Source organism: Streptomyces ochraceiscleroticus (assembly GCF_000720485.1).
GTDB lineage: Bacteria > Actinomycetota > Actinomycetes > Streptomycetales > Streptomycetaceae > Streptomyces > Streptomyces ochraceiscleroticus.
Window position 1 is genome coordinate 28,331 of sequence record NZ_JOAX01000022.1, and the last position, 23,209, is coordinate 51,539.

General features: G+C 69.4%; 20 protein-coding genes and 1 pseudogene. 8 read left to right on the forward strand and 13 right to left on the reverse strand.

The window, feature by feature from the left end; all coding sequences use genetic code 11:
• Positions 1 to 21: 21 nt before the first annotated feature.
• The 3 genes and pseudogenes from IG84_RS0125505 to IG84_RS0125515 form a co-directional block, all read right to left on the reverse strand.
• Positions 22 to 1,239, reverse strand: a pseudogene (locus IG84_RS0125505) (styrene monooxygenase/indole monooxygenase family protein); the annotation flags it as partial.
• Between the two features lie 74 nt (positions 1,240 to 1,313).
• Complete coding sequence (locus IG84_RS0125510; RefSeq protein WP_031061810.1) at positions 1,314 to 2,534, reverse strand: styrene monooxygenase/indole monooxygenase family protein; 1,221 nt, start codon at positions 2,532 to 2,534, stop codon at positions 1,314 to 1,316.
• Between the two features lie 249 nt (positions 2,535 to 2,783).
• Positions 2,784 to 2,963, reverse strand: coding sequence for a hypothetical protein (locus IG84_RS0125515; RefSeq protein ID WP_157848941.1), 180 nt, complete (start codon positions 2,961 to 2,963; stop codon positions 2,784 to 2,786).
• Between the two features lie 150 nt (positions 2,964 to 3,113).
• On the opposite strand from IG84_RS0125515, the gene IG84_RS0125520 reads away from it, so the two are divergent.
• Positions 3,114 to 4,094 (forward strand): AraC family transcriptional regulator, encoded by a 981-nt coding sequence (locus tag IG84_RS0125520; RefSeq protein WP_031061816.1) that lies wholly within the window; start codon positions 3,114 to 3,116, stop codon positions 4,092 to 4,094.
• 85 nt (positions 4,095 to 4,179) lie between these two features.
• Here the strand turns inward: IG84_RS0125520 and IG84_RS0125525 are convergent, their stop codons facing one another.
• From IG84_RS0125525 to IG84_RS0125535, 3 genes are read right to left on the reverse strand one after another with little or no spacing between them, the layout of a single operon-like run.
• Positions 4,180 to 5,205 (reverse strand): alcohol dehydrogenase catalytic domain-containing protein, encoded by a 1,026-nt coding sequence (locus tag IG84_RS0125525; RefSeq protein ID WP_031061819.1) that lies wholly within the window; start codon positions 5,203 to 5,205, stop codon positions 4,180 to 4,182.
• A 5-nt stretch (positions 5,206 to 5,210) separates the two neighbouring features.
• Positions 5,211 to 5,975 (reverse strand): metal-sulfur cluster assembly factor, encoded by a 765-nt coding sequence (locus tag IG84_RS0125530; RefSeq protein ID WP_051862398.1) that lies wholly within the window; start codon positions 5,973 to 5,975, stop codon positions 5,211 to 5,213.
• 1 nt (position 5,976) lies between these two features.
• On the reverse strand, positions 5,977 to 6,975 hold the full coding sequence (locus IG84_RS0125535; RefSeq protein ID WP_031061825.1) for an amidohydrolase family protein: 999 nt from the start codon (positions 6,973 to 6,975) through the stop codon (positions 5,977 to 5,979).
• 174 nt (positions 6,976 to 7,149) lie between these two features.
• Between IG84_RS0125535 and IG84_RS0125540 the strand changes: the two genes are divergently transcribed.
• Complete coding sequence (locus tag IG84_RS0125540) at positions 7,150 to 8,658, forward strand: AAA-type ATPase lid domain-containing protein (protein ID WP_245659606.1); 1,509 nt, start codon at positions 7,150 to 7,152, stop codon at positions 8,656 to 8,658.
• Between the two features lie 7 nt (positions 8,659 to 8,665).
• Here IG84_RS0125540 and IG84_RS0125545 read toward each other — a convergent pair whose 3' ends face one another.
• The 3 genes from IG84_RS0125545 to IG84_RS0125560 all read right to left on the reverse strand — a co-directional run bounded on the left by IG84_RS0125545 (position 8,666) and on the right by IG84_RS0125560 (position 11,869).
• On the reverse strand, positions 8,666 to 8,965 hold the full coding sequence (locus IG84_RS0125545; protein WP_382467508.1) for a 5-oxoprolinase subunit C family protein: 300 nt from the start codon (positions 8,963 to 8,965) through the stop codon (positions 8,666 to 8,668).
• A gap of 192 nt (positions 8,966 to 9,157) precedes the next feature.
• Positions 9,158 to 10,450 carry a glycoside hydrolase family 1 protein gene (locus IG84_RS0125555; RefSeq protein WP_031061833.1) on the reverse strand — a complete coding sequence of 431 codons (1,293 nt, stop codon included), beginning with the start codon at positions 10,448 to 10,450 and terminating at the stop codon, positions 9,158 to 9,160.
• A 30-nt stretch (positions 10,451 to 10,480) separates the two neighbouring features.
• Positions 10,481 to 11,869, reverse strand: coding sequence for an MFS transporter (locus IG84_RS0125560; protein WP_078649381.1), 1,389 nt, complete (start codon positions 11,867 to 11,869; stop codon positions 10,481 to 10,483).
• Between the two features lie 181 nt (positions 11,870 to 12,050).
• On the opposite strand from IG84_RS0125560, the gene IG84_RS0125565 reads away from it, so the two are divergent.
• Positions 12,051 to 12,665, forward strand: coding sequence for a TetR/AcrR family transcriptional regulator (locus IG84_RS0125565; protein ID WP_031061839.1), 615 nt, complete (start codon positions 12,051 to 12,053; stop codon positions 12,663 to 12,665).
• 38 nt (positions 12,666 to 12,703) lie between these two features.
• Here IG84_RS0125565 and IG84_RS0125570 read toward each other — a convergent pair whose 3' ends face one another.
• The 3 genes from IG84_RS0125570 to IG84_RS0125580 are packed head-to-tail and all read right to left on the reverse strand — an operon-like array spanning position 12,704 to position 16,106.
• Positions 12,704 to 14,371 (reverse strand): FAD-dependent monooxygenase, encoded by a 1,668-nt coding sequence (locus tag IG84_RS0125570; protein WP_051862400.1) that lies wholly within the window; start codon positions 14,369 to 14,371, stop codon positions 12,704 to 12,706.
• The gene (locus IG84_RS0125575) at positions 14,368 to 15,198 is read right to left on the reverse strand and encodes a fumarylacetoacetate hydrolase family protein (RefSeq protein ID WP_031061844.1); all 831 of its coding nucleotides are present in this window, start codon (positions 15,196 to 15,198) and stop codon (positions 14,368 to 14,370) included. The genes IG84_RS0125570 and IG84_RS0125575 overlap by 4 nt, the downstream gene beginning before the upstream one ends.
• On the reverse strand, positions 15,195 to 16,106 hold the full coding sequence (locus tag IG84_RS0125580; protein ID WP_037800870.1) for a dioxygenase family protein: 912 nt from the start codon (positions 16,104 to 16,106) through the stop codon (positions 15,195 to 15,197). The genes IG84_RS0125575 and IG84_RS0125580 overlap by 4 nt, the downstream gene beginning before the upstream one ends.
• Positions 16,107 to 16,214: 108 nt before the next feature.
• Here IG84_RS0125580 and IG84_RS0125585 point away from each other — a divergent pair, with 108 nt between their 5' ends.
• A complete protein-coding gene (locus IG84_RS0125585; protein WP_051862402.1) occupies positions 16,215 to 16,997 on the forward strand; it encodes an IclR family transcriptional regulator in 783 nt (260 codons plus the stop codon).
• Here IG84_RS0125585 and IG84_RS0125590 read toward each other — a convergent pair.
• Entirely contained in the window at positions 16,994 to 18,163 is a 1,170-nt protein-coding gene (locus IG84_RS0125590) for an ROK family protein (protein WP_051862404.1), read from the reverse strand. The two genes, IG84_RS0125585 and IG84_RS0125590, sit on opposite strands and share 4 nt — an antisense overlap.
• 173 nt (positions 18,164 to 18,336) lie before the next feature.
• Here IG84_RS0125590 and IG84_RS0125595 point away from each other — a divergent pair, with 173 nt between their 5' ends.
• Genes IG84_RS0125595 through IG84_RS0125610 form a run of 4 tightly spaced genes read left to right on the forward strand, consistent with a single transcriptional unit; the run spans position 18,337 to position 23,178 of the window.
• Positions 18,337 to 20,013 carry a glycoside hydrolase family 13 protein gene (locus IG84_RS0125595; protein ID WP_037800872.1) on the forward strand — a complete coding sequence of 559 codons (1,677 nt, stop codon included), beginning with the start codon at positions 18,337 to 18,339 and terminating at the stop codon, positions 20,011 to 20,013.
• A gap of 11 nt (positions 20,014 to 20,024) precedes the next feature.
• Positions 20,025 to 21,338, forward strand: a complete 1,314-nt coding sequence (locus IG84_RS0125600) for an ABC transporter substrate-binding protein (RefSeq protein ID WP_211266519.1) — start codon at positions 20,025 to 20,027, stop codon at positions 21,336 to 21,338.
• A 26-nt stretch (positions 21,339 to 21,364) separates the two neighbouring features.
• Positions 21,365 to 22,297, forward strand: coding sequence for a carbohydrate ABC transporter permease (locus IG84_RS0125605; RefSeq protein ID WP_031061862.1), 933 nt, complete (start codon positions 21,365 to 21,367; stop codon positions 22,295 to 22,297).
• Complete coding sequence (locus IG84_RS0125610; protein WP_031061864.1) at positions 22,297 to 23,178, forward strand: carbohydrate ABC transporter permease; 882 nt, start codon at positions 22,297 to 22,299, stop codon at positions 23,176 to 23,178. Before IG84_RS0125605 ends, IG84_RS0125610 begins: the two co-directional genes overlap by 1 nt.
• The last annotated feature ends 31 nt before the right edge of the window (positions 23,179 to 23,209 follow it).

Sequence of the window (23,209 nt, forward strand, 5' to 3'; positions counted from 1 at the left end):
GGCGGCGTGCTGGGCGCGCTTCTCGGCGAGGAAGCGGTGCGCCTCAGCCTCCTCGAACCACCAGCGGTACAGCGTGCGCGGGTCGTCGAATCCGGCGGCGAGGGCACTGGCGACCGAGGGGATTTCGGCCGCCGCGGTAAGGAGTTCGCGGTGGTGCGGGCTCAGGTCGGCCAGGAGTGAGTTGGTCCAGCCGACGGCCCATTGCGCCCAGCCGCGCCAGAAGTTGTCGAAAGTGCGCTGCATCCACTGCGGGGTGAATTCGGCCGTGCCGTGGCGGAGGATGCTGTCGAGGTAGTGGGCCGCGGCCTGGGCCGCGTTGTTCGATCCCTGGCCGGTGATCGGGTCGTTGAGGACGACCGCGTCGGCCATGCCGAGGACGTGCCGGCCGGAGGCGAGGCGGGCAACGGGGTACCGGACGGTCGGCGTGATCCGGCCACGCAACACACCGCCTGGGTCCGTGAGTTGGGCGTGCCGACAGCGCTCGTATTCATCGGGGAAGAACCGGTGGAGGATGTCCAGCGAGCGGGTGAGGTGGGCTTCGGGCGTGCGGATGTCGTCCCAGCAGTCCATCGGGCCGCCGGGGACGCCCTCGAAGACCATGATGTCGCAGGGCCCGGTGGTGGTGAGGGCGGGGAAGGAGAAGTATTCGCCGACGCCGGGGACCATGCGGTAGTGGACGGCGGCCTCCCCCTCCCGCGGTGCCGTTCCCGTGACGTACGTCAGAGCCAGAGCGCGCCGCGGCCGGTCGTACGGGGAGAGTTCGGCGTTGCGCGGGAAGAGGCGGCTCAGCTCGGCCTTGCCGGTGGAGACCACGACGAGATCGTGCGTACGGGCGTACCATTCGAGGTCGTTGACGCCCGCCTCGTGCAGCACGATCTCGCCGCGCCCGCCCTCCGCGAACTGCTCCATCCAGGCGGCACACTTGACCCGCTGGTCGACGGAGTGGGCGGAGCCCTCCAGCGGCGCGCGCCAGGAGACCTCCGGAGTGCCGTGCGGACCGATGAGAGAGAGCGCGATGCCGGTGATGTCCGGGGCCCGGTCCTCCCAGTGGTGCAGGCCGAGTTCGCGCTCGCTCTGCAGCGCGGTGTCGAACATGCACTGGCTGGACATGACCGGGCCGCGACGTATCTCGTCGGGGCCGCGGTCGGTGACCAGGGTGACGTCATAGCCGTGCGCCTGGAGTCCCAGGGCGAGTTGGGCACCCGCCTGCCCGGCGCCGATCACCGCGATCCTTCTCATGGTCCTGCTGTCCTGCTCTCGTTACGTACGTACTGCCGCTGACGCACCGTCAGTATGCAACGGCTGCCGGGTGCTCAGGCACTGACCTCGGCCAGGTAGTTCTTCGCAGCGGCCGGGTCCATGAACCAGTGGAAGAAGTCGCGCGGGTCGTCGAAGCCGTTGACGAAGCGGGCGGCTATACGGGAGTTGGCGCTCGCCGCGCCGAAGAGCTCCAGGACGTGCTGCGGCGGGGCGCCGAGCATCGCGTTGGTCCAGGCCGTGGCGGACTGCACGTTGTCCCAGAAACGGCCGAAGGCCAGCTCCATGAACGCGGCGTCGTACGGGCGCTCGCCGTGGTCCAGGATGGTGGCGAGGTATGCGGCCGCGCACTTCGAGGCGTTGTTGGAACCCTGGCCGGTGATCGGGTCGTTGAGGACGACGACGTCGGCGAGGCCGAGCACCTGCGCACCCGAGGGCAGCGTGGCGACGGGCTTGCGGACGGTCGGCGCGAAGCGGCCGGTGAGGGTGCCGTTCTGGTCGGTGAGCGCGACGTCGGTGCAGCGCTCGGCCTCCCACGGGACGTACGTCCGCAGCAGCTCCTGGAACTTCGCGAGCTGCTGGTCGGGGGTGAGCCCGTCGAAGCAGTCGAGCGGGCCGCCCGGGATGCCCTCGAAGAACATGATGTCGCAGGGGCCGCTGGTGGTGAGGCTGGGCATGGTGAAGTACTCGCCCACACCGGGGATGACGTTGAAGCTGACGCCGGGGCGGTCGGGCAGCGGCGCCATGCCGGTGACGTACGCCAGGGCCAGCGCGCGCTGCGGAGCGTCGTACGGGGAACGCTCGGCGTCCCGCTCGAACAGCCCGGCGATCTCGCCCTTGCCGGCCGCGACGATCACCAGGTCGGACTCGGCGGCGTAGCGCTCCAGGTCCTCGATGCCGGCCTCGCGGATGTCCAGCCGGCCGCCGCGGCGCGCGAACTCACCCATCCAGATCGGCATTTTGACGCGCTGGTCGACCGAGCGGGCGGTGGCGTCGAGGCGCGCGTCGAAGGCGAGCGCCCGGCCGCCCTGGCCGTCGGCGATGTTCACGCCGAGCCCGGCGATCGGCGGGCAGGCGCCGCCCCAGAAGTCGAGGCCGAGGTTGCGCTCATGGGCCAGCGCGGTGCCGAACATGGCCTGGCTGGACATGACCCGGCCCTCGCGGATCTGGTCTCCGGTGCGGTTTGACACGAGGGTGACGTCGTAACCGCGGTCGAGCAGGCCGATACCGAGCTGGAGGCCGGCCTGACCGGCTCCGACGATGGTGATCTTGCGCATGAGGGGGACCTCCGGGGGTTCGGGGTGTGCGGTGGTGAGCGGTGCCGCGCGGTGCTGAGCTGTGCAGTGCGGTGCGGGGTCGGTCAGTGCCGTGCGCTGGTTCAGTGTTCCGGTGACGTGGCGGCGTCAGCGAGTGGGGGTTCGGTGAGACGGAATGCGGCTGCCCGCCGGAGGGGGGATCCGGCGGGCAGCCGCGGGAAGCCGGGTGTCCCGTACGACCGGGGGAGGGGTCCTGGGGCACCCGGCGGGCTAAAGGGACCCGGCCGACTGGGCGGGCCGGGGCAGCAGCGGCAAGGGGGCCACGACGTGCGGGGGCGCGACCTCGGCGGCTCTCGCCGCGCCGGTCGCGCGCAGCACGCGCAGCACGTATGCGACGAGCTGTCCGCTGGGCGTGACTCCGCCCGTGACGAGCGCAGTGCGGCCCGGCACTCCCTGCATCGTTGATTCCCTGGTTTCTTCTCGGATCCGCGGCGGTCGGGGATCAACCTTGGTATGGCAAGATCGTCTCCGCTATCCGGATGACGCGGGTTGCTGTCCCGATCGCGCGCCTCGGCAGTGGAGATGTAGGTGGAGGTTTCCATGCCCTCTAAAGAGCTCCCCCTCGCAAACCACCAGCAGTTCCATACAGCGGACATTTGGGAGGCGCGAGCCGAGGTCGGCCGCGCCTTCTGTCCGCATGAGCTGCGCATCACGCAGCGCTCGGCGATGCTCGACGCCCGGCTGCACGGCGCGCCCTTCGACCGGACGGGCCTGTATTACCTCGATTACGGAACGGAAGTCCGGATCACACCGGGCGACCTGGAGAGCTTTTTCCTCGTCCAGATCCCGCTCGCCGGTTACGCCGAAATCACCTGCGGCCGCGAGGAGATCATTTCCTCCCCCGAACTCGCTTCTGTCCCCTCTCCGACCGGAAAGCTGGATATGCGCTGGGGTGGTGGCAATCCGCAGCTCATCGTGTGGTTCGACCGATCGTCCCTGGAATCGCACCTGGGCAGTCTGCTCGGCCGCACCGTGCGCCGCCCGATCCTCTTCTCGCTCGGCATGAACCTCACCACACCGGACTCCCGCTCCTGGCTCAACATCGTCGACCTCATGCGCCGGGAGGCGGAAGGACCTGGCGGCATGACGAGCCAGCCCATCGTGACAAAACAGCTCGAATCACTCCTCATGACCCAGCTGTTGATGGCCCAGCCCAACAACTACTCGCCGGCGCTGCACGGCGAGCAGCCACGCGTCGCACCGCCCGCGGTCCGCCGCGCCATGGAGATCATCGAGGGGCACGCCGCCGAACCGCTCACGGTCGCGGAGATCGCGGAATGCGTCGGCGTTGGCGTACGGGCCCTCCAGGAAGGCTTCCGCCGGCACCTCGACACGACACCGATCGCATACCTGCGCGAGGTTCGCCTGGACCGCGTACGCAAGGAACTCCTGGCCTCCGACCCGGGCACCACAACCGTCACCACCGTCGCCTCCCGCTGGGGCTTCTTCCACCCGGGCCGCTTCTCACTCGCCTACCGCCAACAGTTCGGCGAGTCACCTTCGGAGACGTTGCGGTCCTAGAAGACATCGCGGTCGTATCCGGTGGCGGACGGCCGAGGGCCACGCCCCGCCGCCGATGATCTGCTGTCGGCGGCGGGGGCTGTGATCACGGGACGAGGATCGCTCGCCCGCGCACCCGGCCGGCCGCAAGGTCGTCCAGGGCGTCCTGGTACCGGTCGAGCCGGTACGTGGTGGTGTGCAGCCGGACCCGGCCCTGTGCTGCGAGGACCATCAGCTCGCACAGGTCGGTGTAGGAGCCGACGAGGTTGCCGATGAAGTTGATCTCGGTGGAGATGATGTCGATCGTCGGGACGTCGATGTTCTCGCCGTATCCGACCACGTGATAGTCGCCCGCGCGGCGCAGCATCCGTACGCCGTCCCTGGTCGCTCCGCCCTCGCCGACGAAGTCGATGACCGTCTCGGCGCCCTGCCCGCCGGTCAGCTCCAGCACCTCCTCGACGTGCTGCCCGTCGGCGACGACGCCGTGGTCGGCGCCGATGGCCGCGGCCAGCTTCACCGCCTCGGGGTTGCGGTCGACCACGATCAGTTCGGCGGCAGTGAGGGCCTTCAGCACCTGTACGCCGATGTGCCCGAGTCCGCCCGCGCCGATGACCACGCACCGGTCCCCGGGCCGCAGCCGACGGGCGGCCTTGGCCGCGGCGTGGTAGGCGGTCAGACCCGCGTCGGCGAGGGCCGCGACGTCGGCCGGTTCCAGTGAGTCGTCGAGGCGCACGACGCTGCGCGCGGATGTCTTGAGGTACTCGGCGTAGCCGCCGGCCGTGTCGATGCCGGGGAAGCGGCTCTGCTCGCAGTGCACGTCGTCGCCGGACCGGCACGCCCGGCACAGTCCGCAGGTGATCAGCGGATGGACGATGACCTTGTCGCCCTCGGCGACGTTGGTGACGGCGCTGCCGACCGCATGCACCCAGCCTGCGTTCTCATGCCCGATCGTGTAGGGCAGGGTGACACCGGACTTCTCCGCCCACTGACCTTCCAGGATGTGGAGGTCGGTACGGCACACGCCCGCCCCGCCGATCTTGACGATCACGTCGTACGGACCGGTGACCTCGGGCGTCGGAACATCGGTCATTTCGAGGTTCTGGTGGTAGCCCACGACCTGAACGGCCTTCATGGCCTTCATGAAACGTTCTCCTTCGGGGAGGTGGCGCGTGCGGGTTCCCACGCGCGGGGGGACTGGTCGGCCGCGGACTCCGGATAGCGGGTCCGCAGCAGCCCCCGGCAGAAGTGCGCGTTGCCGTCGATCGAGATCCGGACCGCGCGGGCCAGGCGCAGGCGGAGCGGGGTCTCACCGGGCGGGTAGCGGTGTCCGTGCTCGTCCACCAGGACGGGATCCGCGGGCGCCGTGCCCAGGCCCAGCGCGGTTCGGCGCCGCAGCAGCGCACGGGTCGCCGGCGCGTCGGGCAGGTCGCCGAGCACTACGTCATGGAGCCGCCCCTCGTCGAGCTCCGGACGCTCCCGCAGCAACGAGGTCAGCGCCCGCTCCATCGCCGCGGTGTGTGCCTTGCGGCGGAAGGTCACCCGCAGCTCCTCGAGATCGGACTCGGCCTCCTCGCCGAATGTCCCCCGGTAGCCCGCGTCGGCGGCCAGACCGCGGTTGATCATGTCGGAGTCGTGGTGGTCGTCGAGCAGGACGGTGACCTCCTCGGCGCCCGGGAGGGCGGTCAGGGCGTCCTTGGCGTCCGAGGCCATCAGGTAGGCGAAGTTCGGGGAGCAGAAGGAGGTCGGCAGCCGCAGGTGCACGGTCAGCCGTCCATCGTTCGATGCCTGGATGGACCGGACGAATCCGAGGTCGGTGATCGGCTCGTCCAGCTCGGGGTCGAAAACGCCGAGCAGCGCCCTGCGTGCCGCACGCTCCAGTTGTTCCAGCGCCTCGGCGGCCATGTCAGACCACCGCCGGTTCCGTGACGGCGCACCGGGTCGGTACGTCGATCCCGTACATGGCCGCCGCGTTGAGTCCGAGGATCTTCTTCTTCTGCGCCACCGTGAGCGGCGGGTACTCCGTCATGTCCGCGGGGATCTGGAAGTCGACGAACCGCTCGACGAGCCAGCGCGGTGTCCACAGCGCGTAGTCGCTGGAGAACTGGATGCGGTCCTCGTCGAGCCAGTACAGCAGCTCCCCGATGATCTGGGCGAAGTACCGCGGCCGGGTGTGGATGAAGGGCATCGCGACGGCGAGCCCCGCGTGCACATTCGGCTCCTGGGTGGCGATCCAGCAGAAGTCCTCCAGCCGAGGCAGCCCGCAGTGCTCGACGACGAAGTTCAGCTCCGGGAAGTCCGTGGCCGCACGGTCCACGTCGGCGACGTCGAACGCGTCGCGGTCCAGCGGCCGGATCGTCGGCCCCTTGTGGATGTGGACGTTCTTGATGCCCAGCTCCTGGCAGGTTTCCAGATAGCGATACGTCCACGGGTCGTCCAGCTTGTAGCCGCGGGAGTCGCCCTGCCACTCGGCGGTGTACAGCTTCACGCCCTTCAGGTGGAAGCGCTCGGCGTCCCGTCGCAGCTGATCGAGGCCCGACTGCTCGAAACGGGGGTCCCAGCAGTGGTTGTAGGTCAGCTTGTCGGGGTGCCGTTGGGCGAGCGCGAAGGATTCTTCGGTCTGCCCGAAGCCGTTGCGGTAGAAGGCCCCGAGCCGCGCCGGCTGGAAAATGGCGTGGTCGACATGTCCGTCGGTGAACAGGTCCTTCATCAGACGCTCGCCGCCGTAGTAGAGGAACTCCTCGTACGACCAGTGCTCGGATTCCGGGCCCAGATTGCGGTGGTAGTCGTAGAAGCAGTCGATGAACTGCTTCCCGTGCACGTTGAGCTGGTTCTCGGGGCGCGCGTCCCACAGCGCGACATGCGCATCCACGATGAAATAGTCTTCGCCGTCCTTGCTGTACATGGCGTCCCTCCATTATTCGTACGGCTTGGTGACGAGAAGCACGCTAGGAAGCGCCGACGCATGTCAGCGAGGTGCTGGGCGTCTCAATGTGAGACACCCGTAGCGGCGGTGGCCCCGCTCGCCGGCGTTAGCGTGACCGAGGCCGACGCAGTGACGCGTCCTCTGGAGGTCGAAGTGGACAACCGTCGACACACGCCACACCCGGACGTCTCGCCCTGTACAACCGGCGGTGACGCGGCCCCGCGACTGCTCGCGTCATGGCAGCGCAGCGAGCACTACGGGCTGTCACCGGAGGAGATGCGGCCCGTGTTCACGGGCTCGGTCGACACCGCCTCCCTGCTTTACGAATGCGGCTACGAAGTGCTCCAGGGGCTCCACAGGACGCTCGCCAACGAGCCGGTCAGCATGATGATCACCGATAGCGACGGATTGGTGCTGTACCGGCTGTGCAACGACGCATCGATCAACCGTTCCCTCGACCGGGTCCATCTGGCGCCCGGTTTCTACTTCGCCGAACGCAACGCGGGCACCAACGGCCTCGGCCTCGCCCTGGCCGATCGCGCTCCGTCGCTGGTACGGGCCGACGAGCACTACTGCACTGACCTGCGGGGATACACCTGCGCCGCGGTCCCGATCCTCGACCCGGTCACCGGCGGGCTCGCCGGCAGCGTCAACCTCACCACCTGGTCCGACTCCTCCTCGGAACTGCTACTGGCCCTGGCCCAGGCCACGGCCGGGAACACCACCGCGCTCATGCTGGCCCGGGGGACCGGCCGGAAGGTCAGGCCGACCCCGCGCGGTGAGGTGTTCCGCGTGTATGCCGACCGTTCCCAGCAGCACGACGACGCTCCCCATCTGCTCTCACCCGGCTGGAGGGACGCGGTCGCGACGGCACGCACGGCCTTGGCCCAGGGGCGGGTCGTCGCGGTCGTCGGTGAGCCGGGCGCGGGCAAAACCGCCCTCATCTCTCTGGCCCGCCGGCAGACGGAGCCACGCGAACGTGTCCTCAGCGCCCGCCCACCGGCCCCCGACGACGTGCACGCCTGGCTCATGCTGTGGTCCCCGGAGCTGGACAAGGACAGTACCTGCGTCATCGTCTCCGGAGTGGATACCCTGCCGGCCTGGGCCGCCGCCGAGCTGGCGCGGCGGTTCAGCGAGGTGCACCGCAAGGACGGCGGAGGGGCTCGCTGTCTGCAGCCGTTCGCCATGACGGCAGAACAGTACTCCGCCATTCCCGAGGCGCTCAGCCCACTGATCGACACCGTGGTCGAGGTGCCCGCCCTGCGCTCCCGGCCCGATGACATCCTGCCGCTCGCCGATCACTTCGCACGCCGCCACCGCGGACGCGCAGTGGCCTTCACGCCTGCCGCGGAGCGCGCCCTGGCCGCCTATGACTGGCCCGGGAACATCAAGCAGCTCCACCGCGTCATCCGTGATGCGGCATCGCGGACCGACGTGATCGACACCCACCACCTCCCGGCCGAGGTGTTCACCGGCGACGGCCGCAACCTGGGCCGTGTCCAGGCATTCGAGCGCGATGAAATCGTGCGCTCGCTGACCGAGCCGGGCACCACCGTGGCGCAGGCCGCTGAGCAACTCGGCATGAGCCGCGCGACCATCTACCGCAAGATGGCGCAGTACGGCATCAAGGTGCCTGGCCGCGCGCAACATCCGCGATCCTGACGTGCCGTCACCCGCCGTCTCCGGTCGTTGACGCCGCACCAGGTTCGCCCGGCGAACAACCGACGGGCCTGAACCGTATGGGAGCGCCCGCTGGGATCCGGCCCGCCAGTGGCAGGTCGTCCTCGTGGACCACGCCGATCACCGGGTAGCCGCCGGTGACCGGGTGGTCGGCGAGGAAGAGGACCGGAAGGCCGTTCGGCGGGACCTGGAGGGCGCCGCGGACCATGCCCTCGGCGGGCCGGGCCACGGCCGTCGGCATCGGCACCGGCTTCAGCCGGATCGCCGCGGCCGCCGGCACCTTCCTCACCCCAATCGCCCTGGACTCCTGATGCGTGGGCGCCACCCTGCTCCTCGCAGGCATCGTCTCCCCCGCCGGCACCCTGGCCTGGCGATCGGCATGCCGAAGCGCAACGGACCGGCACTGGTGGGCGGGTTGAGATCGAGCTGCATTGTCATCCCTCACTTGAGCAGGTCGCAGTTGATACTCCAGCCATTGTTGTCAGGTTCGTGCGCCGACGGCCCGGCGGTCGGACGCGAGCGAGGCGCCGTTTGTGCGGGAGACCTCGCCGAGCCAGTGGGCGCTGGGTTTCGGTGTGCGGGTCTGGGTGGTGCGGTCGATGGCGATGAGGCCGAACTTGGGGCGGTAGCCGAAGACCCACTCATAGTTGTCAAACGCTGACCATGCGTGATAGCCGCGTACGTCGATTCCGTCGGCGAGGCACGAGGCGACTCCGGTGAGCGCGGTGCGGAGGTAGGCAAGGCGTTCGGTGTCGTCCTCGGTGGCGAGTCCGTTCTCGGTGACGATGACCGGGACGCCGGCGATGGCCGCCGCCTCCCGGATCGTTGCCTCGAGGCCCTGTGGGTGGATTTCCTCTCCCATTTGGTTCGTCTGGGCGTCCGCCGGGGGCGGGGCGACGCCGTCGGGTCCGAAGACCGTGCGGCCGTACGTCTGGATGCCTACGAAGTCGTCCTCGCGGGAGGCCAGCAGGAAGCGCTCGTTGACCTCGCGCCGCACCGCTTCGGCGCGGTCCTCGCCACCGGGGGCCGCCTGGATGTCCGAGTTCGCGAGGGTCCAGCCGGCCATCAGGTCCGGACGGTGTGCCTTGATGGCTGCCGTTCCCCGGCGGTGCGCCGCGAGCTTCACCTCGTAACCGGCCTCGGTAGCGGTGAACTGGAAGGGGGCCACGCGTTGCGGTGCGATGCCGAGGCACTCGGCGGCGGCCGCCCAGACGGGTACGTCCGCCCGCTGTTCGGGGACCTCGCCGCCGATGCCCATGGTGGCCAGGAGCGGCGGGAGGTTCGGTTCGTTGAGTGTGCAGGCGATGTCGATGAGGTCGCCGAGATGCGCGGTGACCGCGTCGCAGTAGCGCGCGAAACGCTCGGGCGTCCCCGGGTCTTCCCAGCCTCCGGTGGCGAGGAGCCAGCGGGGCGAGGTGAAGTGGTGGTAGGTGACGACCGTCTTGAGGCCGTGCTCCCGGCACGCTTCCAGGACGCGGCGGTAGTGGGCCAGCGCCGCCGGTGAGAAGTGTCCCTCCTCGGGTTCGATGCGTGCCCATTCGAGGGAGAAGCGGTAGCTCGTGAGGCCGAGGGACGCGAGGAGTGCGATGTCCTCCCGGTACCGGTGGTAGTGGTCGATCGCATCACCCGAGGGCTCGGTGAAGAGGGTGTGGGGGAGGTGCTCCAGCAGCCATGCGTCGCTGTTGGTGTTGTTCCCCTCGACCTGGTGCGCGGCGGTGGCGGCGCCCCACAGGAAGCCGTCGGGGAAGGGGGACGGATGGGGGGAGGCGGTCATGGGTTCCTCTCTGAGTCCGCTGACTCCGCGTCAGCGGACGGACTTGATGAAGGTGACGGTGAAGCTGCCCAGCGCGCAGATCGCGGCGGCGCCGAACCACAGCAGTTGGTAGTTGTGGCCGTCGCCGGTCGCGAGGATCGTGGGCGCGGCGGCGGGAACGATGATGTTCGGGATGCTGAGTGCGAGTGCGATGACCGCCACGTCCTTGCCCGTGTCGCGGGCGTCGGGCAGGACAGCGGCGCACAGTGCCATGTCGACGGTCAGGTACATGGCCTGGCCCATGGAGAAGACGATCCATGCGGCGATGAACTGCGCGAAGGTCGACGCGGTACCGCCGATGACGAGTCCGGCCGCCATGAGCAGCGCGGCGACGACGACGAACGGCTTGCGGCGACCGATCTTGTCCGAGACCCACCCGGAGGCGGTGAAGAACAGCACGCTGACCGGGGCCGAGATGAGCGAGAGGGTGCCCGCCTGCTGCCCGGCCTCCCCGATCGGCATGTGCAGGCCGTCCATCAGGAAGAAGACGAAGTACGAGAACATCGCACTCATCGCGATGCCCGCGAGGAACCGTGACAACCAGGCCCAGCCGAAGTCCGGGTGCTTGCGTGGATTGACGACGAACGTCCTCGCGATCCCCTTGAGGTCGAGCGGGGGAAGCTCGCTGCGGTCGCGCACGGGGTCCTTGTAGAAGAACAACAGCGGGAGGGCGAGGGCGAGCGCGAGCAGGATGGGCGCCACCATCATGACCAGTGGTACGTCGACGAAGGCGGCGGCCAGGTAGGAGCCGCCCGACATGGCGAAGGCGCCGAACATGCCCATGACCCCCATCACCCGTCCGCGTTTCACGTCCGGGAGTGCCTCGACGGGGATCGTGCTGTACGCGTTGAAGGCGGCCTGTGCGGCGATGATCGCGACCACGTAGGCCACGACGATCACGGGGATCGACGAGACGGCGCCGATGACGGCGGTGCCCAGCAGTGCCGCGACGAGACAGCCGAGGATCCAGGGGCGCCGCCGGCCGAACCGGCTGGTCGTACGGTCCGAGAGGGCGCCGGCGAGGGGCACGGCGACGAGGAGCGCGATCGAACTGACCGACACAGTAAGGCTGTAGCTCGTCTCCTTCGCGTCCGGGTCGATGCTCGCCAGGCGCAGCGACAGGGCGGTGCTCAGGGTGAGCACCATGATGTACATGCCTGCCGCCGCCACGAGGACGAGGACGATCGTGCGGCGGGTCGGTCCTGCGGGCGCAGGGCCGGATGAGGGTGCAGGGGCGGCTGCGGGGTGTTCCGCACCCTCGAGCCCTGGCTCCGACTCCGGTCTCGCCGGACCGGCAATGTGCGGTGCAGGTGTGGAGTCACTCATGGATTCCTCTTTCGGATCAGAGCCGCCGTTGGCTCTGTGTGACCGCTGAGACATGACGCCTGGCGTCCGGCCTTGGGTGAGGACAGTGAGGACCGTAGGCGAACCTGAACCAAACTGGAATAGGTTGCGCTCGAATTATTGACCATGGTGGAAAAGGAAACGGTGGGATAGCCTCTCGGGCGAGAGCGGGCCCGAGAGCGGGCCCGAGAGCAGGAACCGAGGGGAGAAGGCTGGGATGGCAGAGGCGACGCGCACCTCAGCGCGCAGCCGCAAGCGGGCCCCGTACGCCAACGGGGAGCGCAAGCGTGCCGAGCTCGTCGACGCCGCCTTCCGGGCGTTCGCGGAGAAGGGCTACCAGAGCCTCTCGATCCGCCAGCTCGCGGAACTCATCGGGACGAGCCACACCCTGCTCCTGCACCACTTCGGTTCCAAGGACGCACTCCTGGAGGCCGTGCTCGTACGCCGCGAAGAGCTCGAAGGACCGTGGCGTCAGGGACTCATCGACGACCGTGGCCTCCTGGCGGCCGTGCCCGAGGTCATGCGCCACAACGCGGAGATCCGCGGTGTCATCCAGCTCGACGTGACCCTGCGCGCGGAGGCCGACCGGCCGGACCATCCGGCCCGTGCGTTCATCCGCCGCCGGGACGCGGACTTCGTCCGCTCGATCCGCTCCGAGCTGGAGCGCGAGCTCGGCGCCGGCCGCCTCAAGCCGGGGCTCGACCTGGGCGTGCTCGCCCGCCAGATCGTCTCCCTCATCGAGGGCATCCAGGTCGCCTGGCTCTACGACGACTCGATCGACATGGCCGCGCACCTCGAAGCGTTCATGGCGCTCATCAGAAACCCGCGGTAATCGCGAGTCGGGGCGTCCAGTGGTGGGATCGGCACAACTCATGTGGCCTCCGCGCTGAGGACGTGCGCCGCACCACGCACAGTGTCGACAACCGCACCACGCGCCGCGTCGATTACCGCGCCGCCGTCGGTGGCGTCCGGTCCGCGCCAGGCGATGTGCTGTTCCGGCCGTACCAGGAGCAGCGGTGCTCCGTACGAGGCGGCGTCGGGGAGGTGGGGGAGGTCCAGCACGGTGAGTGGGATGCCGCGCTCGGCCGCCGCTGTCAGGAACGGCGTGGTATCGGCGGTGCCGTCCAGGCGCAGCAGGGTGAAACCGGGGCCGAGGTGGTCGTAGAGCGAGGTGCCGTCGGGCAGCCAGCGGTGTGGCAGCCGGGTGCCCGGGCGGGCCGAGCCGTGGTACGTCAGCGGCTCGTGCGCGGGCACGGCGGAACCGTCGTCCACGACGATGGGAGAGTCTGCATAGTGATAGCCGAGTACCAGGCCGAGGCTGTGGAACTCGCCGCGCTTGGCCTCCAGTTCGCGTGTCACGGCGGTTCGGCGGGCGGCTCCGGTCGGGGTGTCGGCGCCGAGGTCGGCATGGGCGAAGGCGTGGGCCAGCCGGGATTCCTGCGCCGCCGCGTCGGCGATGGTGCGCTCGGCGACCGGCCGGCGCTCCGGCTCGTAACTGTCCAGCAGTGCAGGTCCGGCCCAGCCCTGCACGACCGCGACCAGCTTCCACGCGAGATTCACCGCGTCGCCGACGCAGGTGTTGTAACCGTGGCCGCCCCAGGGCGGGTTGAGATGGGCCGCGTCACCGACCAGGAAGACGCGCTCGCCGCGGTAGTGGTCGACCAGCAGCATGCGGGCCGACCAGGGGTCGGTGGCCTGGACGTGTGCCTCCAGGTCGGCACCGATCAACTGGCGTACCAGGGCGGCCGGATCGACCGTACCGGTCGTCGCGTCCACGCCCTGGGCGATGGCCCACCAGGTGCCGTCGAGGTCCATCCGGCCGACGATCCCGCCGGCCTCCTTGCCCAGCACCCAGTAATGCACCGCGCGGGCACACAGGTCCCGCTCGCTCAGGCCCGGAGCGGTGAACGTGATGTTGAGATTGGGCAGTTGGCCGCTGCTGCCCGCGTACCGCGCTCCTATGGCGGCACGGGACACCCCGCTCGCGCCGTCGCAGCCGACCAGGTAATCGGCCGTGAGGGTGCGGGTCCGGCCGTCGGGCCCGGCGACCTGTGCCCGTACGCCGCGTGCCCCGTCTTCGGCGGCCAACAGGCGGTAACCAGCCAGGAATTCGACCGACGATAGCTCGGCCACCGCCTCGCGCAGCACCGCTTCGATCACAGGCTGTGGGATCTGCTGACCGCACTCGGCGAACTCGTCCCGCCGCTCCGTATGCAGTGCGAAGGCGTTGCGGAACCGGGTGATCTCCCGACCGGTGAGCCCGGTGCAGAACACCACGTCCTGGGCGTACGACACCGGCAGCGGCGCGGCCGCCCGCACCCGGTCCGCCAGGCCCCAGCGGCGGAACAGCTCCATCGTCCGCGCGCTGGTGGTCTTGGCCCGGGGACGGTCCGTGACCACGGACTGCCGCGGCTCCAGGACGCAGCACCGGACGCCCGCTCGCCCCAATTCAATCGCGACCGCCAGCCCGCTCGGCCCGCCACCGGCGATGAGGACGGGGTAGTGGTCGGGCCGCCCCTCTGTACGGTGGACGGTCATCGCTGCTCCGCTCCGACGACGGGGGTGCGCAGGGTGCCCAGCCGGTCGACCGTCACCTCGACCACGTCGCCTGGTGTCAGGAAGCGCGGCGGCGTGCGGGTGTAGCCGACGCCCGAAGGTGTACCGGTGACCAGTACGTCCCCCGGTTGGAGTGTGAACGTGCGGCTGGCCAGCGACAACACCTCACCGACGGGAAAAATCAGGTCGCGGGTGTTGCCCTCCTGGACGAGCTCGCCGTTCACCCGGGTGGTGAGCCGCAGCCCGTCGGACAGGCGACCGACCTCGTCGGCGGTGATGAGCGGCCCCATCGGACCGCTGCGGTCGGCGTTCTTGCCGAGCGTCCACTGCGCGGTGAGCTTCTGCGCCGTGCGCGCGGTGAGGTCGTTGAAGACGGCGTACCCGAGTACGGATGCCTCCGCGGTGCTCGGGTCGGCGTTCGCGAGTGGCGCGCCGACCACGGCGGCGATCTCGCCCTCCCAGTCCAGCCCTGGCTCGTTGGCGGGTACCGGTACGGGCACGTCACCCACCGACAGCGAGGCCGTCCAGCGGCCGAAGAGGGTCGGGTGGCCCGGTACGCCGTAGACGCCCTCTTCGGCGTGCGCACGGTAGTTGAGGCCCAGACACAGCACGCGGGCCGACGGGGGGACCGGCGGAGCCTGCGTCACGTCGGCGAGTGGCTTCTCACCCGACGCCACCTCGCCCGCCCGGGCGATCCACTTGGACAAGTCCCCGTAAAAGTCCCGTACTTCAGTCAGCGGCGTGACTCGATCCCCGACGAGAACCCCGACGACCGTGTCCCGCCCCTCCCGCAGTCCGATGAGCTTCACCGCGCCACCTCCGGCAGCGGCACCAGCCGGACGTCGAAGGCGAAGTCGAGGAAGGGCTCCTTCATCGACCACCGCTCGGCCGCATCGGAATCGTCACACTCCACGGGATCGACCACCAGGGCGTCCTTCACCGCGAAGGCAGCGTCGGAGTCGAGGTAAGGGTCACCGGCCACGAACACATGCGTGGTGACCGGCCGGTGCCCCGCTGCCTCGACTCGCAGGTGGATGTGGGCCGGACGCATCGGATGCCGGCCCAGCGCCGTGAGCAGTTCCCCGACGGGCCCGTCGGTGGGCACGGGGTAACTGCTCGGCAACACGCTGCGGAACCAGTACGAGCCGTCCTCGCCGGTAGTGAGCAACGCCCGTAGATTTCCTGGCGGTTGTGCTTGGTCCTGGGTGTCGTAGTGCCCCGCGTCGTCGGCCTGCCACACGTCCACGGTGGCCTCTGCGAGCGGTGTGCCCGCGCAGTCCGTCACCCGCCCGTGTACGACCATCGGTCGGCCCCGCTCGCGCTCGGGCCCCTCGGCGAGCCATGCACCGAGCGGGCGGGGCGGCGCGGGGGAGTGGAAGGGGCCTTCGACCGATGACGGGGTGGCCTCCGGTGGTCCGGCGTGGTTCACCTCGTCCACCGCGGAGGTCAGACCGAGCATGTCGGAGAGCAGAATGAATTCGTTGCGGGTGTCCGTGCAGGCATGGCCGGTACGGACGAGAAAGTCCAGGCCGGCCAGCCATTCCTCCTCGGTGGGGCGGACCTCCCGTACAAACGCGTGCAGATGGGTCACGGCCGCACGGACGACTTCGGCCAGCCGCGGGTCGGCGGCCTTGATCCGGTCCAGTACTTCCGTACGCAGGCGGTCGAGCTCGGCTTCCTCTGCGGACGAGGCAGATGACAGAGATGGCAGAACCATGCTCACTCCTTGGGAGTAAGGGCGTGGTGGTGTCCCTCATCATGCGAAGGCCGATCCGCCGCGTCTGCGGGTGTTCCATTGGTTGGGGCGGTCGGTCACACTCGTCCGATGGAACAAGGCAACGGCGCCTCCCGACGCGGCAAACGTCCCAAGAGCGGAGAGCCGGTCGTCGACCGCGCGCTGTCCCTGCTCGCGGCGTTCGGTTCCGAACACCGGGCGTTGGGGCTCAACGAACTGAGCCGCCGGGCCGGTCTGCCGCCCAGCACCGCCTCCCGGCTCACCGCCCGACTGCTCCGATGGGGCGCGCTGGAGCGCGATGACCACGGGCGTTACGTCATCGGACTGCGGCTGTTCGAGGTGGCCTCACTGGCACCGCGCAGCCACGGTCTGCGCGAAGCCGCCCTCCCGTACCTGGAGGATCTGCACGAGATCACCCGCCAGCACGTACTGCTCGCGGTGCGGGACGGCGACGAGGCGCTGCTCGTGGAGCGGCTCTCGGCCCACGGTGCGGTGGAGATCGCCTACCGGGTGGGAGGGCGGCTGCCGCTGCACGAGACCGGCGTCGGCCTGGTCCTGCTGGCCGCCGCCGATCCTGGTTACCGCGCCGAGTGGATCGACCGGCTGGAGCCGTCGTCGGCCGCGCTCCGGCTCCGCCGGCGGCTGGCCGAGGTACGCAACGCGGGCCTGGCCGTGTTCGAGCGGCAGCGCCCCGCGCCCGTGTGCTCCGTCGCGGTACCGATCCGCGGCCGCGGCGAGCAGGTCGTCGCCGCGGTGTCCATCGTCGTCCCCGCAGGTGCCCGCAAGGCGCGGGCTTACGAGCAGGTGGTCAGGGCCACCGCCATGGCGATCTCCCGCGGCTTGGGGGCACGTGGGACACGGTCACACGCCTAACGGGGCAGAGGCTCCGCGCTCGTGGCGCCTGGCAGCGCTATGTCCAGTGCGTGTTCGCGGACGTGGTCCAAGGCCCGTCCGAGGGCGCCCACGGAGACGATGTCGTCGCCGAACTGGGAGGCGACGACCTCGGGGAAGGGCGGGTGGGCGTACTGGGACAGCTCGCGTTCGATGACTCGTAGGACCGGGGCGTAGGAGGGGGCGGGGGCGCCGGCGAGGATGATCCGCTCGGTGTCGAGGAGGGCGGCGAGGGCGCTGGTGATGCGGGCGAAGCGGGTGCCGAGGCGTTCGACCACTTCGGTGGCGAGGGGGTCGGCGGCGGCCGCGGCCGCGAAGACGGCCTCGGCGTCGATGTCCTCGGGGGCGAGTTGGCGGAGGAACGAGGAGGGGTGCGCCTCGGGATCGCGGACCGCTTCCCTGGCCCACTGCCGGGCCAGTTTGGCGAGGCCGTCCGCGTTGCCGACGCCTTCCAGCAGGTCGAGGAAGCGCATCTCGCCGGCGCCGCCGCGAGCGCCGCGCAGGAGGTGGCCCCCCTCCACGATGCCGGCGCCGATGCGCTCACCGGTGAGCACGGCGACGTAGTTCTTGAGGTCGTGACCGGCACCCTGCCAGCCCTCGGCCAGCGCCGCGAGGTTTGCATCGTTGTCGACGAGCACGGTCCAGCCATGACGTTGCGTCAGGTGCTGGGCGATGTCCGGGTTCATCCGCTCCCAGAACTCGTTGACCGTGCCGACCGTACGTCCTTCGGCGTCGACAGGAGCGGGGACGCCCACGGCCACGGCCAGTACCCGATCGGGCGTGAGCGAGGCCGCCGTCAGCGCCTCGTGGATCGTCCGGCCGAGTACGTCAAGGCGTTCCTCGGTGGTGTGCTCGGGGCTGGAGAAGGCACGGTCGTGCCGGGCGAGCGGGTGGCCGCGCAGATCCGCGACCGTGGCCCTGGCCATGCGCTGGCCGCAGTCGACGCCCACGATCACACCGGCCATCGGCTGAAAGGAATAGCGCCGCGCGGGGCGGCCCAGGCGGTAGCCGCCGTGCTCTCGCTGGTTCTCCACCTCATGGATCCAGCCGCGGTGGGTCAGGTCCTCGCACACGTCGTGGACCGTGGCCCTGGTCAGGCCCGTGGAGGCGATCAGATCGGAGCCCGTGACCGGTTCCGAGTCCCACATGCGGTGCAGTACGGCGCGGAGGTTCGCCTCCCGGAGCTGCCGTGTCGACGTCCCTGCCGACGCCGACGATTTTGTGTCAACCAACCCCTTGACCCCCTCTGGATACCCGCCTAGCTTACAGCCAGTTAATAAATCTAGAACCTAGATTTAATACCCACCGAAAGGGATTAGCGATGGTGGACACGGCTGTGGATCGGCCCACGACGGACGCGGAGCAGTGGTGGCGGCAGGCGGTCGTCTACCAGATCTATCCGCGCAGCTTCGCCGACGCCAACGGCGACGGCATCGGCGACCTCCCCGGGATCGCCTCCCGCGTGGACCACCTGCGTGACCTCGGCGTCGACGCGGTCTGGCTCAGCCCGTTCTATCCCTCGGCGCTCGCCGACGGCGGGTACGACGTCGACGACTACCGGGACGTCGACCCGCGGATCGGCACCCTCGACCAGTTCGACGAGCTCGTCACCGCCCTGCACGACGCGGACATCCGGGTCATCGTCGACATCGTCCCCAATCACACCTCCAACCGGCACCGGTGGTTCCGCGAGGCGCTCGCCGCCGGGCCCGGGTCCCCGGCCCGCGACCGCTACATCTTCCGCCGCGGCAACGGCCCCGACGGCGCGGAGCCACCGACCGACTGGACCGCCGCCTTCGGCGGATCCGCCTGGGAGCCGGTGGGCGACGGCGACTGGTACCTGCACCTGTTCGCGCCCGAGCAGCCGGACCTCAACTGGGACAACGACGAGGTACGCGAGGACTTCCTGACGACCCTGCGCTTCTGGGCGGACCGCGGCGTCGACGGCTTCCGGGTCGATGTGGCCCATATGCTCGTCAAGGACCTCTCCGAGCCACTGCCCGGCCAGGACCAGCTCGACGCAGACGGCATCCCCGACGGCGCCCACCGCCTGCGGGACCGCGACGAGGTGCACGAGATCTACCGCGCATGGCGCGCGGTGTTCAACGAGTACGACCCGCCGCGCACCGCCGTCGCCGAGGCATGGGTGCCCACCCACCGCCGCCCCCGGTACGCCTCACCGGACGGGCTCGGCCAGTCCTTCAACTTCGACCTGCTGCGCTCGGAATGGGACCCGGCCGCGTTCCGCCGGATCATCGAGCAGAACCTCGACCTCGTCCGGACGTCCGGCTCCTCGTCCACCTGGGTCTTCTCCAACCACGACGTCGTACGCCACGCCACCCGCTACGCCCTGCCGAACGGCACCGACCTGCACGCCTGGCTGCTCAGCGGGGGCACGGACCCGCTGCCGGACCTGGCACAGGGGCTGCGGCGCGCCCGCGCCGTCACCCTGCTCGCCCTCGCACTGCCCGGCTCGACCTACCTCTACCAGGGCGAGGAACTGGGACTCTTCGAGGTCGCCGACCTGCCCGCCGAGGCCCTGCAGGACCCCACCTGGAAGCGCTCGCAGGGCACCGAGAAGGGCCGGGACGGCTGCCGGGTCCCGCTGCCGTGGACGGCGGACGGACCGTCGTACGGATTCGGGGCCGGCGGCGCGCATCTGCCCCAGCCGGACGCCTTCGCCGAGCTCTCCGTCGAGGCCCAGCAGGCCGACCCCGACTCGACGCTCGCCTTTTACCGGCGCGCCCTCGCAGAGCGCCGGCGACTGCAGACCGCCGAGTCGCTGACCTGGGTCGATGACAAGCCAGATGTCGTCCACTTCCGGCGCCCCGGCGGATGGTCCTGCGTCACCAACTTCGGCACCTCGCCGGTCCCCCTCCCGCCGGGCCGCACCGTCCTCGCCAGCGGACCGCTCGACGGGGCACTGCTCCCGCCGGACACGACTGCCTGGCTGGTGCCGTCCGCCGCGGCGGAAACCCACTCGGACCTCACCGACTGAGGAGAACAGCCATGCGCTCCAGAACAGCCATGCGCTCCAGAACGGTGTCGCAGCACTCCCTTTCCCGCCGCGGACTCCTGCGGCTCGGCGGCGCCCTCGCGGGTGCCGCCGCGGGCGGCGCACTGCTCGCCGGATACGCCTCGTCCGACGACCGCCGCACGACCATCCGCTTCCTCCAGAACAAGCCCGAGGCCATCCCGTACTTCGACGAGCTGATCGAGGACTTCCACCGCGCGCAGTCCGAGGTCTACGTCGTGCACGACTCCACGCCCGCGGCGCTGACCCCGCAGTTCGCCCGGGGCGCCCCGCCGGACCTGGGCTGCTACAACTACAACCTGGAGACCTCGAACTTCCTGGCCCGCGGCGAGCTGTCGGACCTAGGGAGGCTCCCGGAGGCCCGGCGCATCGACGCCGAGGTCCAGGACCTCGTAGGGCAGTACGCCCAGTACAAGTCCGAGACCAGCGTGCTGCCGTACTCCATCACCGCGGCGGGCGTCATCTACAACAAGGATCTCTTCGAGAAGGCCGGTGTGGCGATCCCGCGCACCTGGACCGAACTGCTGAAGGCATGCAAGACGTTCAAGGCCCGGGGCATCGTCCCGGTCCTGCAGACGTACAAGGAGCCCTGGACGCTCTCCCAGGGTCTCTTCGACTACGTCTCGGGCAGCGCCCTCGATGTCGCCGGATTCTTCACCCGGCTCAAGGAACTCGGGCCGAAGGCCGGCCCCGGGGCCGAGGTGTCCTTCGGCAAAAACTTCAAGGACGCCGTCGAGAAGATGCTCGTCCTCGCCTCGTACACCAACGCCGATGCGCCGAGCCGTACGTACTACGACGGCAATGTCGCCTTCGCCCACGGCAAGGCGGCGATGTACCTCCAAGGACCGTGGGCCATCGGGGAGATCGAGAAGATCAACCCGAAGGCGCGGCTGGGGACCTTCGCCCTGCCGGCCACCGAGGACCCCAAGGACGTCAAGGTCAGGGTCAACCTCGACCTGGCACTGTGGATTCCCCACGCCTCGTCGAAACCCAACGCGGCCACCGCGTTCCTGCGGTACCTGATGCGGCCCGAGGTGATGGACGCCTACAACGCGAAGCACCTCGCCTGGTCCCCGACCAGGAACGCACCCGCGATACGAGACGAACGCGTGGCCGGCATCCAGCCCTATGTCGACGCGAGCCGCTTCTACCAGGGCGCCGGGACCTACTTCCCGGGCGCCATCCCCTTGGGCAACTACCTGCAGGAACTGCTGATCGGCGGCAACGCCGACGCGTTCCTGCGCAAGCTCGACGACGACTGGGCCCGGTACGCCCAGCGCAGCCTGTGACGTGGTGACCCGGAAGGAAACAGACGATGAGCGCACCGGCAGCGATAAGAACCCGCCCTGCCAGATCCACCGCACCACCGAGCCCGGCCACCGCGCGGCGCCGCAGGGCCGACCGGACCTACTACCTGATGCTCGTCCCCGCCGTCCTGCTGTTCACCGTGTTCATCTCGCTGACCGGCCTGGTGGGCATGTTCTACAGCCTGACCAACTACGCGGGCTTCGGTGACTGGAAATTCATCGGCCTGCGCAACTACACCTCGATGCTGGGTGACCCGCGCATCCTGGAGTCGTACGGATTCACCATCTGGTTCGCGGTGGTCACGACGGTAGTGGTCAACGCCGTCGCCCTGCTGCTGGCCATCGGCCTCAACGGCCGTATCAAATGGAAGACGGGCCTGCGCGGGATCTACTTCATCCCGATGGTCATCTCCGGCATCGTCATCGCCTACGTCTTCAACTACCTCTTCTCCACCGCGGCCCCGGCACTCGCGACCCAACTGGGCTGGACCGCGGGGCAGAGCAGCATCCTCGCCAACGAGAACTGGGCGTGGGTCGCCGTGGTCATCGTGACGGCCTGGCAGGCCACACCGAGCGCCCTGATCATTTACCTGGCCGGCCTCATGGCCATCCCGAAGGAGGTGTACGAGGCGGCCGAGCTCGATGGCGCGGGCGGCTGGCGCCGATTCCGCAGCATCACCTTCCCGCTGCTCATCGGCTACGTCGTGATCAACACCATCCTGGGATTCAAGGGCTTCCTCAACGCCTACGACATCATCGTCGGCCTCACCAACGGCGGCCCCGGCACCGCCACGATGAGCGTCGCCATGACGATCTTCAGCGGTTTCGACGGCGGCGAGTACGCCTTCCAGATGGCCAACGCCGTGGTCTTCTTCGTCTTCACCGTCGCCGTTTCCCTGCTCCAGTTGCTGTTCGTGCGCAACCGTGAGGTGAACCTGTAATGACGACGATCGACCCCACGGTCACCCCGGGCGCGAGCGAGCACATCAAGGCCCCCAAGGAAGAGCACCGGATCAACTGGCTGCAGACCGGTCTGCTGGTCCTGGGCACCCTGGCGGTGCTGGTCCCGATCTACTTCGCGATCACCATGTCGCTGAAGACCGGCCGGCAGGCGGCGTCGGGGACCGGGCTCGACTGGCCCTCGCCCTTCGAATTCGGCAACTTCCGGGCCGCCTGGGAACTCACCCACTTCCCCAGAGCCTTCGCCGTCTCCCTGTCGATCAGCGTCCTGGCGGTGGCCGGCCAGCTCATCGTCTCCTCGCTCGCGGCGTACGCGATCGCACGCAACTGGCACCGCCGGCTGTTCAGGTGGTCGTACTTCTACCTGCTGGCCGCGATGTTCATCCCGTTCCCGGTCGTGGCGCTGCCGCAGGTGAAGCTGACGTCCATGGTGGGCCTGGACAACCCGCTGGGCGTCGCCGTCCTGCACATCCTGTTCGGAATCTCGTTCAACCTCCTTCTCTACACGGCGTTTCTGCGCTCGGTCCCGTACGAACTGGAGGAGAGCGCCCGCATCGACGGATGCACCACCTGGCAGACCTTCTGGAAGATCATTTTTCCGCTGCTGGCCCCGATGAACGCCACCGTGGGCATCTTCGCCTTCCTGATGTCGTGGAACGACTTCATGATGCCGTCGCTGATCATCGGTGACCCCTCGCTGCAGACCCTCCCGGTGGTGCAGAAGATCTTCCAGCTCAAGTTCTCCTCGAATTACAACGTGGCCTTCGCGTCCTACCTGATGGCCATGGCGCCGACGCTCCTCGCGTACCTCTTCGCGCAGCGCTGGGTCATGTCGGGTGTCACCCGCGGCGCCATCAAGTAGCGCTCCGGTTTTCCTCTCGCCTTCTCGCCCC